Origin of the sequence: Frigoribacterium sp. Leaf172 (assembly GCF_001424285.1) — a bacterium.
Taxonomy (GTDB): domain Bacteria; phylum Actinomycetota; class Actinomycetes; order Actinomycetales; family Microbacteriaceae; genus Frigoribacterium.
This window is the reverse complement of sequence record NZ_LMPB01000002.1, coordinates 525,690-541,455: the sequence shown is the minus strand read 5'-3', so window position 1 is coordinate 541,455 and position 15,766 is coordinate 525,690. Positions and strand designations below refer to the sequence as shown.

General features: G+C 68.4%; 18 protein-coding genes. 13 read left to right on the top strand and 5 right to left on the bottom strand.

Going from position 1 to position 15,766, the window contains the following annotated elements:
* Positions 1-156 precede the first annotated feature (156 nt).
* Genes ASF89_RS08805 through ASF89_RS16105 form a run of 4 tightly spaced genes read right to left on the bottom strand, consistent with a single transcriptional unit; the run spans position 157 to position 1,694 of the window.
* Entirely contained in the window at positions 157-804 is a 648-nt protein-coding gene (locus ASF89_RS08805; protein WP_055813885.1) for a hypothetical protein, read from the bottom strand.
* Between the two features lie 35 nt (positions 805-839).
* Positions 840-1,022, bottom strand: a complete 183-nt coding sequence (locus ASF89_RS08800) for a hypothetical protein (protein WP_156463357.1) — start codon at positions 1,020-1,022, stop codon at positions 840-842.
* Entirely contained in the window at positions 1,019-1,450 is a 432-nt protein-coding gene (locus ASF89_RS08795) for a hypothetical protein (RefSeq protein WP_156463356.1), read from the bottom strand. Before ASF89_RS08795 ends, ASF89_RS08800 begins: the two co-directional genes overlap by 4 nt.
* A gap of 34 nt (positions 1,451-1,484) precedes the next feature.
* On the bottom strand, positions 1,485-1,694 hold the full coding sequence (locus ASF89_RS16105) for an AlpA family transcriptional regulator (RefSeq protein ID WP_235484056.1): 210 nt from the start codon (positions 1,692-1,694) through the stop codon (positions 1,485-1,487).
* A 116-nt stretch (positions 1,695-1,810) separates the two neighbouring features.
* Here ASF89_RS16105 and ASF89_RS08790 point away from each other — a divergent pair, with 116 nt between their 5' ends.
* The gene (locus ASF89_RS08790) at positions 1,811-2,527 is read left to right on the top strand and encodes a helix-turn-helix transcriptional regulator (RefSeq protein WP_156463355.1); all 717 of its coding nucleotides are present in this window, start codon (positions 1,811-1,813) and stop codon (positions 2,525-2,527) included.
* Positions 2,502-3,617, top strand: coding sequence for a site-specific integrase (locus tag ASF89_RS08785; protein WP_055813871.1), 1,116 nt, complete (start codon positions 2,502-2,504; stop codon positions 3,615-3,617). Before ASF89_RS08790 ends, ASF89_RS08785 begins: the two co-directional genes overlap by 26 nt.
* Positions 3,618-3,621: 4 nt before the next feature.
* Here ASF89_RS08785 and ASF89_RS08780 read toward each other — a convergent pair whose 3' ends face one another.
* A complete protein-coding gene (locus ASF89_RS08780; RefSeq protein ID WP_369814549.1) occupies positions 3,622-4,098 on the bottom strand; it encodes a DUF4870 domain-containing protein in 477 nt (158 codons plus the stop codon).
* Positions 4,099-4,243: 145 nt separating this feature from the next.
* Here ASF89_RS08780 and hrcA point away from each other — a divergent pair, with 145 nt between their 5' ends.
* The 11 genes from hrcA to leuA all read left to right on the top strand — a co-directional run bounded on the left by hrcA (position 4,244) and on the right by leuA (position 15,454).
* Positions 4,244-5,266, top strand: coding sequence for a heat-inducible transcriptional repressor HrcA (gene hrcA, locus ASF89_RS08775; protein ID WP_055796972.1), 1,023 nt, complete (start codon positions 4,244-4,246; stop codon positions 5,264-5,266).
* A gap of 73 nt (positions 5,267-5,339) precedes the next feature.
* Complete coding sequence (dnaJ, locus tag ASF89_RS08770; protein ID WP_055813868.1) at positions 5,340-6,452, top strand: molecular chaperone DnaJ; 1,113 nt, start codon at positions 5,340-5,342, stop codon at positions 6,450-6,452.
* A 2-nt stretch (positions 6,453-6,454) separates the two neighbouring features.
* Positions 6,455-7,186, top strand: coding sequence for a 16S rRNA (uracil(1498)-N(3))-methyltransferase (locus ASF89_RS08765; protein ID WP_055813866.1), 732 nt, complete (start codon positions 6,455-6,457; stop codon positions 7,184-7,186).
* Between the two features lie 62 nt (positions 7,187-7,248).
* A complete protein-coding gene (locus tag ASF89_RS08760; RefSeq protein WP_055798374.1) occupies positions 7,249-7,647 on the top strand; it encodes a histidine triad nucleotide-binding protein in 399 nt (132 codons plus the stop codon).
* Complete coding sequence (locus ASF89_RS08755) at positions 7,637-8,713, top strand: PhoH family protein (RefSeq protein WP_055813863.1); 1,077 nt, start codon at positions 7,637-7,639, stop codon at positions 8,711-8,713. The genes ASF89_RS08760 and ASF89_RS08755 overlap by 11 nt, the downstream gene beginning before the upstream one ends.
* Positions 8,710-9,171: an rRNA maturation RNase YbeY gene (gene ybeY, locus ASF89_RS08750; RefSeq protein WP_055796984.1), complete on the top strand. Its 462-nt coding sequence runs from the start codon at positions 8,710-8,712 to the stop codon at positions 9,169-9,171. Before ASF89_RS08755 ends, ybeY begins: the two co-directional genes overlap by 4 nt.
* Positions 9,172-9,178: 7 nt before the next feature.
* Positions 9,179-10,522, top strand: coding sequence for a hemolysin family protein (locus ASF89_RS08745; RefSeq protein ID WP_055813860.1), 1,344 nt, complete (start codon positions 9,179-9,181; stop codon positions 10,520-10,522).
* Positions 10,519-11,460 (top strand): GTPase Era, encoded by a 942-nt coding sequence (gene era / locus ASF89_RS08740; protein WP_055796992.1) that lies wholly within the window; start codon positions 10,519-10,521, stop codon positions 11,458-11,460. The genes ASF89_RS08745 and era overlap by 4 nt, the downstream gene beginning before the upstream one ends.
* A gap of 96 nt (positions 11,461-11,556) precedes the next feature.
* Positions 11,557-12,825: a sensor histidine kinase gene (locus ASF89_RS08735; protein ID WP_055813857.1), complete on the top strand. Its 1,269-nt coding sequence runs from the start codon at positions 11,557-11,559 to the stop codon at positions 12,823-12,825.
* Positions 12,822-13,490, top strand: a complete 669-nt coding sequence (locus ASF89_RS08730) for a response regulator transcription factor (protein WP_055813854.1) — start codon at positions 12,822-12,824, stop codon at positions 13,488-13,490. Before ASF89_RS08735 ends, ASF89_RS08730 begins: the two co-directional genes overlap by 4 nt.
* 206 nt (positions 13,491-13,696) lie before the next feature.
* Positions 13,697-15,454, top strand: coding sequence for a 2-isopropylmalate synthase (leuA, locus tag ASF89_RS08725; RefSeq protein WP_055813851.1), 1,758 nt, complete (start codon positions 13,697-13,699; stop codon positions 15,452-15,454).
* The last annotated feature ends 312 nt before the right edge of the window (positions 15,455-15,766 follow it).

Genomic DNA, 15,766 nt, shown 5'->3' with positions numbered 1-15,766 from the left:
GTACCAACCGCGGCCCCGTGATGCGCCAATCGACAACGGGGGTGCCCTGCTCGAGAAGACGCGCAACAGCATCGAACGTCGGATCCCGGTGAGGGAGAACAGCGCGACCGGAGTCTGAAAGCGCTGTGGAGGCAGACGGGGCAGGAAGCCCCGCCACTAGGCGGCAGACCTTCGCGCGTCAGCGTGCGCGTCGTCCTGCTTCGCACACACATCTACCGGAGAATCAGCACGGAGCGGGATCAGGCAGACCTTGCACGCCCTGCCGGACGGGATCGCTGCCACAGCCCACGAGTCGACCTTGCGAGGGGTCGAATCACTTTCTGCCAGCACTTCGCCTGTTTGTTCGTTGAAAGCAACCTCTAGGCCTTCTTCATCCCGGCCAGTCCTGACCATTTCGTTCAACGAATCGTTGCCAACTGACGAGTCGTTGGACGAGTCGTCGAACGAATCGTTGGAGGAAGCGTTGAAGCGCACTTCCCTGCTGGCAGGCGTTGCCTGACCTCTCTTCGCCCTGTTCTCCTTGTTCACGGTCTGCTGCTTGATGACAGCTTCCCGGAGACGCTGGTAGCGGGCGTGATGGTTGATCACGTAGTGGTCGGCGTCTTCGTCCCACCAGCCGCCCTCGAGCAGTTCTGCAACTGCCGTTGGGGTCTTCGCAAACCGGGGCAGGTCACCCTTCGGGATCCTGAGGTCGAGCAACTTCCGGTTGCTCCACACGAGGCCATCGACGTGCATTCGCGCGGCGGCGTCTGAGAGTGTCCAGGTGTCGTCAGTGAAGTCGTCCGACAGCTTGGTCCAAGTCATCTAGGCCCCTCCTTCCTGTTGTTGTTGTCGCGCGATCAGGGCCAGTCCGGACGGGAGTCGGCACGCTCTGCACGACCCGCCGCCGACAGCAACTGCACGCCGAGACGCCTAGCGCTTGAGGGGTCAAGATGCTCGGTGATGTCGAACTGTTCGTGTTTGGCGATCAGCACCACGGACGCCTTGTCGCCGTTCATCCCGGTGGTGACGGTCGCCATCACGCGCCGATGCTGGTGAGAGCAGCAACGAACACGGCGTGATCTTCCCGCTGACGTCTCGCTGCGTTGAGTCGCTCGGTGATCGGGTTCTCGTTGAGCCCGTCTGCGATCTGCTGTGCTGCTTCATGAGCAGCTGCGATCTCAGCCATCAGTTCACGCGTGATGGCTTCCGCGCACGGGTCGAGTTCTACGTACACAGACCAGCTACCACCGTCACCGATGTAGTCGACAGTGATGCGCCAGTCGTCGCCGGACTGCGACCAGGCGGTGAGGTAAGTACCGGGAACGTCATCACCATCTGCGTGATCGACGATGGTGAGTCCGGGGAGTGTGTTGGTATCGTTCATGTTGATCGTTCCTTCGTTCAGTTGGATTTCGGTTGCGCCCTCGTTGCCCTGGCCGGCTTCGGGGGCTTTCTCGTTCCTGCGCATCAGCACGGAACCTCGAGCTGTTTCTCGTCGGCGATCACGAGACCTGCGCAAACTGCTCGTCGAGCCAAGCGGCGACGCTCTCGGCATCGAACATGCGGCGACCCCCGACGAGTGCGCTCGCGGGGCAGTTGCCCGTGTGCATGAGCCAACGCAGCTGAGACGGAGTTCGACGAAGCGCATCGGCCGTCTCCTCGAGCGTGAGCAGGCGGCGCAAGCGAGGTGCCTGACTTGTGGTGGTGGTCACATTTCCTCCTAGACAACGAAATGGTGGGAGTGGGTACACAAAACATTGTGTCAGACAATCGGCGGCCGCACAACACCACGATTGCCATTGCCTGACAAAACCTTGTACGGTGAGGTGTGCCTGACGCCAAGAACCCATATGCCACCTGGGAAGAGAACTTTCGAACGCACATGCGTTCGCGTAGGGAAGCTCTGGGCATTACGCAGACGGAGCTGGCGCGAGAGCTGCGAGCCAAGGGCCTGTCGTTTCACCAGCAGACCGTTCAGCGCGTAGAAGGCGGGGAGCGTCCCGTGCGCCTAGATGAGGCGTTCCTCATATCTGACGCGCTGTCGTTTCCGATCTACTCGATGGTGAAACCGCCCGAGGGCGAAATCGGATCGATGTACACGGCCATTGACCGGCTGCGGCGGGCTGCAGCGCGCGCGCAAGAGGAAGTGTTGGAAGCCGAGAGTGCGTTTGCAGACTCGGCCGAGTTCCTGGCCATTGAGTTTGAGGACCTGCTGCAGCGCGAGTCAGACCGAAGCGGTGCTGTTGTGCGCTGGGGTGCTGCCTGGATGGTTAAGGCACGGCGTGTGCAAGACAGCCTGAGTGACACGGCACGTTCCCTGAACGGGATAACGGATGATTCCGACGACGACTGGACCGAGATTGCCGTCCCGTTCCCCAACGTGGCTGAGGACTTCCGTTGGATCGACGACGAGGTGGATCCATGGGTGCACATGCCAGAAACAGAGCGACCCGAAGCCATGGCTGACATGCAACCCATGGCTCTTTACGACTACGTGCGCGACTACATGGAGAACTGGAATGAGCAGCATCCAGAAGCGCCCTAATGGCAAGTGGCGCGCCCGCTACCGCGATGAGGAGGGCAGGGAGCACTCCCGGCACTTCGACCGAAAGGTTGACGCGCAGCAGCATCTAGACGAGGTGACCGCAGCTTTCCTGACGGGCACCTACGTCGACCCGAAGTCGGGCAAGGTCACGCTCGAGTCGTTCTTTGCTGACTGGTCGTCGCGTCAGGTCTGGGCACCGGCGACGTTGAGCACGGCCCGTAACGCGGTCAAGGGCTGCACGTTCCGCGATGTGCCGCTTGACCGTGTTCGCCGGAGCCACGTCGAGTCGTGGGTGAAGTCGATGACGATGACGATGCAGCCGTCGACCATTGCCACTCGGATGCGGTTCATCCGAGGCGTGCTGCGCGGAGCTGTCCGGGATCAGGTTCTAGCGGTGGATCCGTCTGCGGGTGTCGTCCTGCCGCGTCAGCGACGTGCTGAGCACCGTATGACCATCCCGACCAGTGAGCAGGTGGGGTGGCTGCTCGACGCCGTGGAGGAGGTGTACAGGCCGTTCATTGCCGTGTGCGCGTTCGCTGGTCTGCGTATCGGAGAGGCGGCGGGGCTACAGGTTGGTGACATTGACTTCCTGCGCCGCACCCTGCATGTGCAGAGGCAGGCTCAGAACAACGGGGGAGTGGTCGAGGTGTCGCCGCCCAAGTCGGGGTCTGAGCGCGTCGTCTCGATCCCCGACGAACTGGTCACGCTGATTGCGCAGCACCTCGAGCGGCTGGGCACGTTCGGCGACGATGGGTGGCTGTTCCCGGGCGCGCCCCCAACGCCGGCGAGTCTGCGGTACTGGTTTGGTCGAGCAGCCGATGCGGCAGGGGTTACGGGAATCAGCCCGCATGATCTCAGGCACTACTTCGCATCGGGCCTCATTGCCTCTGGCTGCGATGTCGTGACCGTCCAGCGTGCCCTAGGTCATGCGCAAGCGACCGTCACCCTGAACACGTACGCGCACCTCTGGCCGACAGCCGAGGACCGAACCAGAACGGCTGCCGCGGGACTCATGCGAGCCGCTCTCGAGCCTCTTGCGGACTCTCTGCGGACCGGTGAGTCCGCGACAGCCGCGGAGACCAGTAACTAGGCCGTCAGTTCTTGATGAACTCGAAGGTCAGCGGGTACTTGTAGTACTGGCCGCGGTTGGCGGCGACGGCGGCGATGATCGAGAAGATCACGATGACGACGCCGGCGGCGAAGCCGGTGATGGCCCCGATGATGATGACGCTGAGCAGGCCCGAGGCGACGAGCACGATGGCCATGGTGATCTGGAAGTTCAGGGCGACACGGGTGTGCTCGCGGATGAACGGGCCGCGGTCCTTCAGGACGAGGTAGCCCACCAGCGCGGGGACGATCCAGAACAGGATGCCGCCGAGGTGGATCAGCGTCGCCCAGAGCTTCTCGTCCTCCGGACGCATCGGAGGGACCGAGGGCTGGCCCTGCTGACCGTAGGGCGGCTGTCCGTACTGCGGCTGGCCGGAGGGCTGCTGTCCGTGGTGAGGCTGCTGGCCGTACGGCTGCTGGCCCGCGCCGGGGTCGTTCGGTTGCGAAGGAGGCATGTCGGTCATGGCCATCACCCTAGGGCAGCGCGGTGTCCGGGAGTAGGACCGCGGGCGGAGGTGACGTAGGATTGGCAGTCTGGTTCGGCGAGTGCCAGGCAGGCCGGGGGCCCGACCGGATCGGTCACGGCCCGAGCGGAGAGAGAGGTGCGGCGTGGTCTCGGAGCGCGGACTCGAAGTCCTCCGTGTCATCGTGCACGACTACGTCGCGTCGAGGGAACCCGTCGGCTCGAAGTCGATCGTCGAGCGCCACCAGTTCGGCGTCTCGGCCGCCACGATCCGCAACGACATGGCCCTCCTCGAAGAGGAGGAGCTGATCACGGCTCCGCACACCTCGTCGGGTCGCGTGCCCACCGACAAGGGGTACCGCCTCTTCGTCAACGAGCTGGCCGACCTCCGACCGCTCACGGCCGCGCAGCGGCAGGCCATCGAGACCTTCCTCGGCGACTCGACCGATCTCGACGAGGTCCTCGGGCGCACGGTCAGACTGCTCTCGCAGCTGACGAATCAGGTCGCCCTCGTCCAGTACCCGTCGTTCTCCCGCGCCCGGGTCCGCCACATCGAGCTGGTCAGCCTCGGCGAGTCGAAGGTCATGACCGTCCTCATCACCGACAGCGGCCAGGTCGAGCAGCGGATCATCGATCTCCCGACGCCGGTCGACGAGGCCTTCCTGTCCGAGCTGCGCGCCTCGGTCAACGCCGCGGTCGGCGGTGCCGCGCTCAGCGACGCCGCGCGATCGCTCAGCGACCTCCCCGAGCGGTTCCGCCCCGATCTGGCCGCGATGGTCCGACGCGTCGTCGCGAGTCTCGTCGAGCAGCTGGCCGCCGGCCGTCAGGACCGACTCGTCATGGCCGGCGCGGCGAACCTCGTCCGCACCGAGGACGATTTCAGCGGCAGCCTCTATCCTGTGCTCGAGGCCATCGAAGAGCAGGTCGCGCTGTTGCGGCTCTTCGGCGAGATGCAGCTCGACGCGGTCGACGTGGTGGCGAGCATCGGCCGCGAGAACGCGTCCTTCGGACTCGCGCAGACGTCCGTGCTCGCCAGCGGCTACACGTCCTCCGGCAGCGAGATCGCCCGGATCGGCGTGCTCGGGCCGCTGCGCATGGACTACTCGTCGAACATGGCGGCGGTCCGCGCGGTGGCGCGTTATCTCTCGTCGACGCTCGACGAGCGCTGACACGCTCCGCGCCTCCTCGGCTCCCCTTCCCCCTCCCATCTTCAGCACCGACATCAAGAGGTAGACCAAACAAGTGGCAGATCATTACGACGTGCTCGGAGTCGACCGGACGGCGTCGCCGGACGAGATCAAGAAGGCCTACCGCCGACTCGCCCGCGAGCTCCACCCCGATGTGAACCCCAGCGCCGACGCCTCCGAGCGCTTCAAGGACGTCACGCACGCGTACGACGTCCTCAGCGACCCGCAGCAGCGCGAGCGCTACGACCTCGGACCGCAGGCCGGCTTCGGCGGCGGCGGTGGCGGGGGAGCCGGCTTCGGTGACATCTTCGACGCGTTCTTCGGCGGCGGGGGAGGCGGGCAGCGTCAGGGGCCCCGATCGCGACGCGAGCGCGGGCAGGACGCCCTCCTGCGCCTCGAGGTCGAGCTCGACGACATCGTCTTCGGCACGAAGCGCGACATCGAGGTCGACACGGCCGTCCTCTGCGAGACCTGCAACGGATCCTGCTGCGCCCCCGGCACCTCGCCGCAGACCTGCGACATCTGCAACGGCTCGGGCCAGATCCAGCGGACGGTCCGCTCGCTGCTCGGCAACGTCATGACCTCGAGCCCGTGCGGCACCTGCCGCGGCTACGGCACCGTCATCCCGAACCCGTGCCCCACCTGCCAGGGTCAGGGTCGCGTGCGCGCTCGTCGCACGATCCCGATCGACATCCCCGCCGGCGTCGACACCGGTCTCCGCCTGCAGCTGCCCGGTCAGGGCGAGGTCGGTCAGGCCGGCGGCCCCAACGGCGACCTGTACCTCGAGGTCAAGGTCAAGCACCACGACACCTACAGCCGCGACGGCGACGACCTGCTCGCGACCCTCGAGGTGCAGATGGCCGATGCGATCCTCGGCACCGCGACGACGCTGCCCGGCATCGACGGCGACGTCGAGCTCGAGATCAAGCCAGGCACGCAGAGCGCGGACATCATCACCATCCGCGACCGCGGCGTCACGAAGCTCCGCGGAACGGGGCGCGGTGACCTCAAGATCGGGATCCAGGTCGTCACCCCCACGAAGCTCAGCCACAAAGAGCGCGAGCTCATCGAGAAGTTCGCATCGGGACGTCGCCACCAGGGGCCCGAGCTGTCGCAGTTCCAGCAGGGTCTGTTCGGCAAGCTGCGCGACCGCTTCCTGAACTTCTGATCGTGGCGCACTCCTACCTCGTCGAGGCGCTCGACGACGCGACCGTCGGCGGCGAGGTCGTCCTGGCGGGAGCCGAGGCGCGTCACGCCGTGACCGTCAGCCGGGTCCGCGTCGCCGATCCGCTCCGGGTCGGCAACGGCCGGGGTCTCGTCGTGGAGGGGACCGTGCAGGAGGCGCGGGCCGACCGGGTGGTCATGATCGCGGAGTCCGTCGTCCACCACGTCCGGCCCGAGGTGATGATCGGCCTGGTGCAGGCCCTCGCCAAGGGCGACCGCGACGAGCTCGCCGTGCAGGCGGCGACCGAGCTGGGGGTCGACGAGGTCGTGCCGTGGTCGGCGTCGCGGAGCGTGTCCCGCTGGGAGGGCGCGAAGATCGAGAAGGGGCTGGCGCGGTGGCGCGCCATCACCCGGGAGGCCACCAAGCAGGCCGTGCGGCCCTGGGGCCCTGAGGTGACCGGCCTGGCGACGACGAAGGCGATCGCGGCTCGGGCCGGGGCCGAGCGGGTGCTCGTCCTCGAGCCGACCGCCGAGGTGGCGCTGTCCGCGGTCGACCTGACCGGCGCCTCCTCGGTGCTCGTCGTCGTCGGACCCGAGGGCGGGGTCTCTCCCGCCGAGCTCGAGACGCTCACGGCGGGAGGCGCGACGCCCGTGCGGCTCGGCGACTCCGTGCTGCGGACCTCGACGGCCGGACCGGCGGCCATCGCCGTGCTCAGCGTGCGGCTCGGGCGCTGGTGACCGGTCCGACGACGATCGTCGAGACCGGCGGGATGTCGGCGGCCGCCGGTACCATGGACGCCATGTCAGATCAGCAGGACTCCGCAGCGGAGCCGAGCGTCTTCAGCCTCATCGTCGAGCGTCGCATCCCGGCCGACATCGTGTTCGAGAACGACCGCCTCATCGCCTTCCGCGACATCGAGCCGAAGGCGCCCGTGCACCTGCTCGTCGTCCCCAAGACCCCGTATCGCGACGTCGCCGAGCTCGCGGCGGGCGACCCGGGTCTGCTCGCCGAGCTCGTGTCCACCGCCTCGGCGCTGGCCGCTGATCCGGCCGTGTTCCGCGACGCCGAGGGCCGCGAGCACTCCTCCGGGTCGTTCCGCCTGATCTTCAACACCGGCGAATCGGCCGGCCAGACCGTGTTCCACGTCCACGCCCACGTCCTGGGCGGCCCCCTCCAGGAAGGCACCCTTGCCCACTAGCGACACGCACCCGTCCGAGTCCCGCAGCGACGGCGCCGCCGCCGACGTCGTCCGAGTCGACATGCAGGTCGACGGGGTGGCGATGGTCCAGCTGCTCGGCCCGCAGGATCGCCTCCTCAAAGCCGTCGAGAAGCAGTACCCCGACGTCCGGGTGCTCGTGCGCGGCAACGAGGTCGTGCTCGAGGGGCCGTCCGACGCGGTCCGTCGTGCGCGCGGTCTCGTGGACGAGCTCGTCTCCCTCGTGCGCGGCGGGCACGACCTGGCGCCGGCAGAGGTCGAGACGTCCGCCCGCGTCCTCGACGGCGGTCAGAGCACGCCGTCCGCCATGTTCGGCGACCCCATCGTGTCCGGTCGCGGCAAGGCGATCCGCGCCAAGACCCCCGGTCAGCGCGAGTACGTCGACGCGATCGACGAGCACACGATCACCTTCGGCATCGGCCCCGCCGGCACCGGCAAGACCTATCTCGCCATGGCGAAGGCGGTCCAGGCGCTCCAGCGGCGCGAGGTCCAGCGGATCATCCTGACGAGGCCGGCCGTCGAGGCGGGCGAGCGACTGGGCTTCCTGCCCGGCACGTTGACCGACAAGATCGATCCGTACCTCAGGCCCCTCTACGACGCGCTCAACGAGATGATGGACCCCGAGATCGTGCCGAAGCTCCTGGCGGCGGGCACGGTCGAGGTCGCCCCTCTCGCCTACATGCGAGGCCGCACCCTCAACGACGCGTTCGTGGTCCTCGACGAGGCGCAGAACACCACGCCCGAGCAGATGAAGATGTTCCTGACGAGGCTCGGGTTCGGCTCGAAGATGGTGGTCACCGGCGACGTCACGCAGATCGACCTGCCGACGGGGGCGAGCGGCCTGCAGCTGGTCACCCGCGTCCTCGGCGACATCGACGACATCCACTTCTCCCGTCTCACCAGCGACGACGTCGTCCGGCACACGCTCGTCGGCCGGATCGTCGACGCGTACACGACCTTCGACGCCGAGCGTCAGGCCCAGCAGCACGCCCGCTCGGAGGCCTCGGACGCCGCCCGCGCCGACCAGTCACCGAGAGGAACCCGATGAGCATCGAGGTCAACAACGAGTCGGGCGTCGACGTCGACGAGGCGGCGATCCAGCGTCTCGCGACGTTCGCGCTCGACCAGATGCACGTGCACCCCGAGGCCGAGCTCGCGATCGTGTTCGTCGACGAGACCGCGATGGAGCAGCTGCACGTCCAGTGGATGGACGAACCGGGGCCGACCGACGTCCTGAGCTTCCCCATGGACGAGCTGCGTCCCGGTACCGAAGAGGATCCGACGCCCGCCGGTCTGCTGGGCGACATCGTCGTCTGCCCCCAGGTGGCCACCGCTCAGGCGGCCACGGCCGGTCACAGCCCCCTCGACGAGATGTACCTCCTCACCTGCCACGGGATCCTCCACCTCCTCGGCTTCGATCACGCCGAACCCGACGACGAGCGCGAGATGTTCGGTCTGCAGCGCGAGATCCTCGCCGCCTTCGCCGGCGCCGACGAGCGACCGTGACGCCGTGATGGTCACCGTGTTCGTCATCGTGGCCGTCGTCCTGGTGGTGGTCGGCGGACTCCTCGCCGCCATCGACTCCGCCCTCGGCGTCCTCAGCCGGGCCGACCTGATCGACGAGGCGGAGCACGCGCCCCGCAGCCGCAAGGCGCTGCTGGCGCTGTCCGTCGACGCGGGCGCCCACGTCAACGCCATCAACTTCGTGCGCGTGGTCGCCGAGACGTCCGCCGCCGTCCTCGTGTCGCTCGCCTTCGCGTTCAGCGTCGAGCGGTGGTGGGTGGCCCTGCTGCTCTCGGCGCTCATCATGACCGTCGTGTCCTTCGTCCTCGTGGGGTCGAGTCCGCGCAGCGTCGGCAGGGCCCACGCTCGCGGACTCGTCGTCGCCACGGCGGGGTTCGTGCGCTTGGTGCGTCTCGTCCTCGGACCGGTGGCAGATGCCCTCGTGGCCGTCGGGAACCGGGTCACTCCCGGGCGCCCGGCCAGCGCCTCCTTCTCGTCCGAGGAGCAGCTGCTCAGCATGGTCGACGAGGCCACCGAGCTCGACGTGCTCGAAGAGGACGACCGCGAGCTCATCCACTCGATCTTCGAGTTCAGCGACACGGTGGTGCGCGAGGTCATGGTCCCGCGGACCGACATGGTGACGATCGAGGCCACCGCCACCGTGGGGTCGGCGATGAGCCTGTTCCTCGGGCGCGGCGTCTCCCGCGTCCCCGTCGTGGGGCGCGACAACGACGACGTCGTGGGGATCGTCTATCTGCGCGACCTGGCGCGCCGACTGCACGAGCACGTGGGGCACGACGACGCGCCGGTGAGCACCCTGGCGCGCCCCGCCGCGTTCGTGCCCGAGTCGAAGAAGGCCGACGACACCCTCCGTCAGATGCAGCTCGACAAGAACCACCTCGCGATGGTCGTCGACGAATACGGCGGCATCGCCGGTCTCGTCACCCTCGAAGACCTCATCGAAGAGCTGGTCGGCGACATCAGCGACGAGTACGACCGTGAGGTGGCGCCCCATCGCGAGGTGTCCGAGGGCGTGTTCCGCGTGAGCGCGCGCATGCCCGTCGACGAGCTCGGCGACCTCTTCGGGCTCGAACTCGACGACGACGACGTCGACTCCGTCGGCGGGCTCCTGACCAAGGCGCTCGGGCGCCTGCCCGAGAAGGGTTCCGTCGTCACGGTGTCGGGGCTGACGCTCACCGCCGACCGCACCGAGGGTCGCCGACACGACCTCCAGACCGTCCTGGTCGAGCGCAGCGCCGTGCTCGAGACCGCGGGCGGCTCCGCCACCGACGACCCCGACCTCGACGGCGCCGCCGTCCTCAGCTCGAACCGATCCGCGAAGGACACCGCATGACCCACGACGAACCGACACACGCCGCCGATCCGACGGCCCCCTCGCGAGGTTCGACCTACCGCGCGGGGTTCGCGTCGTTCGTGGGTCGACCCAACGTGGGCAAGTCCACCCTCACGAACGCCCTGGTGGGGCAGAAGGTCGCCATCACGTCGTCCAAGCCCCAGACCACGCGGCGGGCCATCCGCGGGATCGTGCACCACGCCGACGGTCAGCTCGTCCTGGTCGACACGCCCGGAATGCACCGGCCCCGCACCCTGCTCGGCGAGCGTCTCAACGATGTCGTGCAGACGACCCTCGGCGATGTCGACGTCATCGGCTTCTGCGTCCCCGCCGACGAGAAGATCGGCCCCGGCGACAAGTACATCAACGAGCAGCTCGACGCGTTCCCCCGCGCCAGGAAGGTCGCGATCGTCACGAAGGTCGACGCGACCTCCCGCCCGGCGGTGGCCGAGCAGCTGCTCGCGGTGAGTCGTCTCCGCGAATGGGACGCGATCATCCCCCTGTCCGCCGTGACGGACGTCCAGCTCGACGTGCTGGCGACCGAGCTCATCAAGCTCATGCCCCTCTCGCAGCCGCTCTATCCGGCGGACGCCGTCACCGAGGAGGTGCTGGAGGATCGTGTCGCCGAGTACGTCCGCGAAGCCGCCCTCGAGGGCGTTCAGGACGAGCTCCCGCACTCGCTGGCGGTCACCATCGACGACATGGTCGAGCGCGACGACAAGGACCTCCTCGAGATCTACGCCAATCTCTTCGTCGAACGCGACAGCCAGAAGGCCATCGTCATCGGCAAGGGCGGGCAGCGGCTGCGGGAGGTCGGCGAGCGGGCGCGTGCCCAGATCGAGCCCCTGGTCGGCAAGCAGGTGTTCCTGTCCATCCGCGTCAAGGTGGCGAAGGACTGGCAGCGGGATCCCAAGCTGCTCGGGCGCCTCGGCTTCTGATCCGAGGTCCCTCCACAGGATGACCCGCCTCCGTCGCCCGTCGCGAGGTCCGCGCGCTCGCTCGTGAAGCGTCCCGGCGGGCCGTACGGTAGTCCCGTGCTCTTCCGTCGCCTCGCCCCCTATCAGCTGGTGGTGGACGCCGCGTCGGGGGTCCTGCTCTTCGGCGCGGCGCTGCTCATCTCCAACGACTCCTTCACCGGCGTCGTGGCCCTCGGGCTGGCCGTGGCTCTCGCCGTGCGCCGGTTGTCGCCGAGTCTGGCTCTGTCGATCGCCTGGGTGGTCGCCATCGGCGAGATGCTCGCGCGGACGACGCCCGATGTCAGCAACATCGCCATCTGCGTGATCCTCTACACGGTCGCCGCGTACGGCACCGACCGGCTCAAGTGGCTCGGTCTGGTGTCGCTCGTGGTGGGCGCCGCCGTCGGCACGTTCTACCTGACCTTCGTGCAGACGACGATCTTCGGCGTCTCCTACGACGTGAGCGGCATCACGGACGTCGTCCGCATCATGCTGCAGGTGGGCATCACGTTCCTCGGGCTGCTCGCGCTGCTGGGGCTGCCCTGGGCCGGTGGTCTGCTGGCCCGCTCGCGCTCCGCCGAGCGCACGAGCCGCGAGGCCCGCCTGGTCGCCGAGCGCGAGACCATCCGCGCCGAGGGGGATGCCGCTCGGGCCGAGCGCGAGGCCGCCCGAGCCGAGCGCGACATCGCCGTCGAGCAGGAGCGCAACCGGATCGCTCGTGACATGCACGACGTCGTGGCGCACTCCCTCGCGGTCGTCATCGCCCAGGCGGACGGGGCCCGGTACGCCGCCAAGGTCGACCCCACGAGCGTCGACGACGCTCTGACGACCATCGCCTCGACCGCGCGGGAGGCGCTCGGCGACGTGCGCGTCCTGCTCGGACAGCTCCGCCACAGCCAGGGGGAGGCGCCGCAGCCCGCTCTCGGCGATCTCGACAAGCTGCTCGAGCAGATGCGCGCCTCGGGCCTGCGCATCGATCACCGGGTCGTCGGCGAGCCGCAGCAGCTCGGGACCAACCGGCAGCTGGCCGTCTTCCGCATCGTGCAGGAGTCCCTGACGAACGTGCTGCGCCACGGGGCGGTCGACGAGGTCGTCGAGCTGGTCTTCGACTGGCGGTACGAGTCCCTCCATCTGCTCATCGGCAACGTCGTACGGCCGCTCACCCGTCCGGGGCCCACGACGACACCCGGCGAAGAGCGCCGCGGCGGCCACGGACTCGACGGCATGCGCGAGCGCGCGACGCTCGCCGGCGGCTCGCTGACCACCCAGAACGCCGACGGGCGCTTCGTCGTCCATGCCATCGTGCCGACCTCGGCACTCACACAAGAAGTAGGTCTCGCCCGATGACTCCCTCGTCGATCCGCGTCGCACTCGTCGACGATCAGGCGCTCTTCCGCGCCGGCATCAAGATGCTCGTCGGCTCGCAGCCCGATCTGCTCTTCGTCGGCGAGGCCAGCAACGGCGAGGAGGGCGTGGCCATGGTGGCCGAGGCCCTGCCCGACGTGGTCCTCATGGACATCCGCATGCCCGTCATGGACGGCATCGCCGCGACCTCCGCGGTGCTCGCAGCGGCCGAGCGGGCGATGCGCAAGCCCCCGCGCATCATCGTCCTGACCACCTTCGATCTCGACGAGGCGGCCACCCGGGCCATCCGAGGAGGCGCGAGCGGCTTCGTCCTGAAAGACGCGGATCCCGAGTTCCTCCTCGCCGCCATCAGAACCGTGCACTCCGGCAACGCGGTGATCGCCGCCTCCGCGACGAGAGAGCTGTTCGAGCACTTCGACGGACGCGGCTCCCGAGCCGTCCCCGAGGCGTTCCGCACCCTCACCACCCGAGAGCGCGACATCTTCGATCTGGCCTCGCGGGGGCTCAGCAACTCCGAGATCGCGGGTCGGGAGTTCCTCAGCGAGGCGACGGTCAAGACGCACATCAGCCGCGTGCTGTCGAAGCTGTCGCTCCGCGACCGCGTGCAGCTCGTCGTCTACGCGTACGAGCACGGCCTGACCGGATGATCGCGGGGGTGCGTCGTCTCGAGAGCCGCGCGCGCCTCCTCGGTCCGTCCCCCTGCCGGGCGGTGCTATCCTCGACTCGTGCTGTTCGGTCTGCTCCTCCTTAGCTGCCGCGACGAGTCCTAGCCCAGGCCTCCCTCGTCGCGGAGTTCGTCGTCGGCCGACCAACGAAGCGCTGACACTGTCGGCAAGCCCAGGAGCTCGAGACCATGAAGAACACCCAGACCGCGTCGGCCATGCCGATCCACAAGTACCGTCCCTTCCACGAGCAGTTCGCCGTCGACTTGCCGGACCGTACGTGGCCGTCGGCCCGCATCACCGAGGCGCCCCGCTGGTGCGCGGTCGACCTGCGCGACGGCAACCAGGCGCTCATCGACCCCATGAGCCCCGAGCGCAAGCGCATCATGTTCGACCTGCTCGTCGGCATGGGCTACAAGGAGATCGAGGTCGGGTTCCCCAGCGCCTCGCAGACGGACTTCGACTTCGTGCGCAGCCTGATCGACGAGGGCGCGATCCCCGACGACGTCACGATCCAGGTGCTGACCCAGGCCCGAGAGCACCTCATCGCGCGGACCTACGAGTCCATCGCCGGGGCGAAGCAGGCGATCGTCCATCTCTACAACTCCACGAGCGCGCTGCAGCGCGAGGTCGTGTTCCGCACCGACCGTCAGGGTGTCATCGACATCGCGCTCGAGGGTGTGCGGCTGTGCCGCGAGGCGGAGAGGACCATCCCTCAGACGGCCGTCTTCTACGAGTACTCGCCCGAGAGCTACACCGGCACCGAGCTCGACTTCGCCCTCGACATCTGCAACCAGGTCATCGAGGCGTTCGACGCGACGCCCGAGCGCCCGGTCATCATCAACCTGCCGGCGACCGTCGAGATGGCGACGCCGAACGTCTACGCCGACTCGATCGAGTGGATGCACCGCCGGTTGGCGCGTCGGGAGAGCGTCATCCTGTCGCTGCACCCGCACAACGACCGCGGCACGGGCATCGCCGCCGCCGAGCTCGGATACATGGCCGGCGCCGATCGCATCGAAGGGTGCCTCTTCGGCAACGGGGAGCGCACGGGCAACGTCGACCTGGTCGCCCTCGGCATCAATCTCTTCACCCAGGGGATCGACCCGCAGATCGACTTCAGCGACCTCGACATGGTGAAGCGGACCGCCGAGCACTGCAATCAGCTGCCGGTGCACGAGCGCAGTCCGTGGGCGGGCGACCTGGTCTACACGGCGTTCTCTGGCTCGCACCAGGACGCCATCAAGAAGGGCTTCGAGGCGATGTCGGGCGAGGCAGCCGACAAGGGCGTCTCCGTCGACGAGCTGCCCTGGGCGGTTCCCTACCTGCCCGTCGACCCCAAGGACCTGGGGCGGAGCTACGAAGCGGTCATCCGCGTCAACTCGCAGTCGGGCAAGGGCGGCGTCGCCTACCTGCTGAAGGCCGACCACGCCATCGACCTGCCACGCAAGCTGCAAATCGAGTTCAGCGGCGTGGTGCAGGCCCGGACCGACGAGGAGGGCGGCGAGATGACGAGCGCGAACATCTGGTCGATCTTCCGCGACGAGTACCTGCCGGCCGACGAGGCCGACGAGAAGTGGGGCCGCTTCGAGCTGACCGGCACGCGGACCTCCAGCGATCTGAGCGGTGAGACCGCCCTCGACGTCGACCTCCGCATCGGCGACGACGTCGAGGCCACCACGGGGCGGGGCACGGGCCCCATCGCCGCGTTCATCTCGATCCTCGACGCGCACGGCGTCGGTGTGAAGCTCTACGACTACGTCGAGCACACCCTCAGCGCGAGCGGAGACGCTCAGGCCGCCGCGTACGTCGAGCTCGATGTCGAGGGCACGCGCCTCTGGGGCGTCGGCATCGACGCGGACATCTCCACCGCTTCGCTCAAGGCGATCGTCTCCGCCGTGAACCGCGCACTGCGGGGCGTCGCCGCCCGCGAGCTCGCCCCCGCCTGACCCCCCCCGGGCCGTGTGTCCGAGCCCCCCGGGCCCGTACGGGCCCGGGGGCCCTGGGCTCGGCACGAGACCCTGGCTGAGCCTCCCGCCCGCGCCCGGCTCGGAGCCGGGTCGGCCTGAGCCGCCCCGTCACCGCAGCGGGAGCCGACTCTCCCCGGTGTCGACAGCACGCGCGGGTGCCCGAGACCATCGCGTCGGCAACTCCTGCCTCCCGCCGCCCCGCCCTCCCCTCACGCGCGCTCGGGCCTCGTGCGCAGCGGGGAGGAGGAGTTGCCGACGGGCGATCGCGTCCCTCCAGCCTGTCGGCGGGCC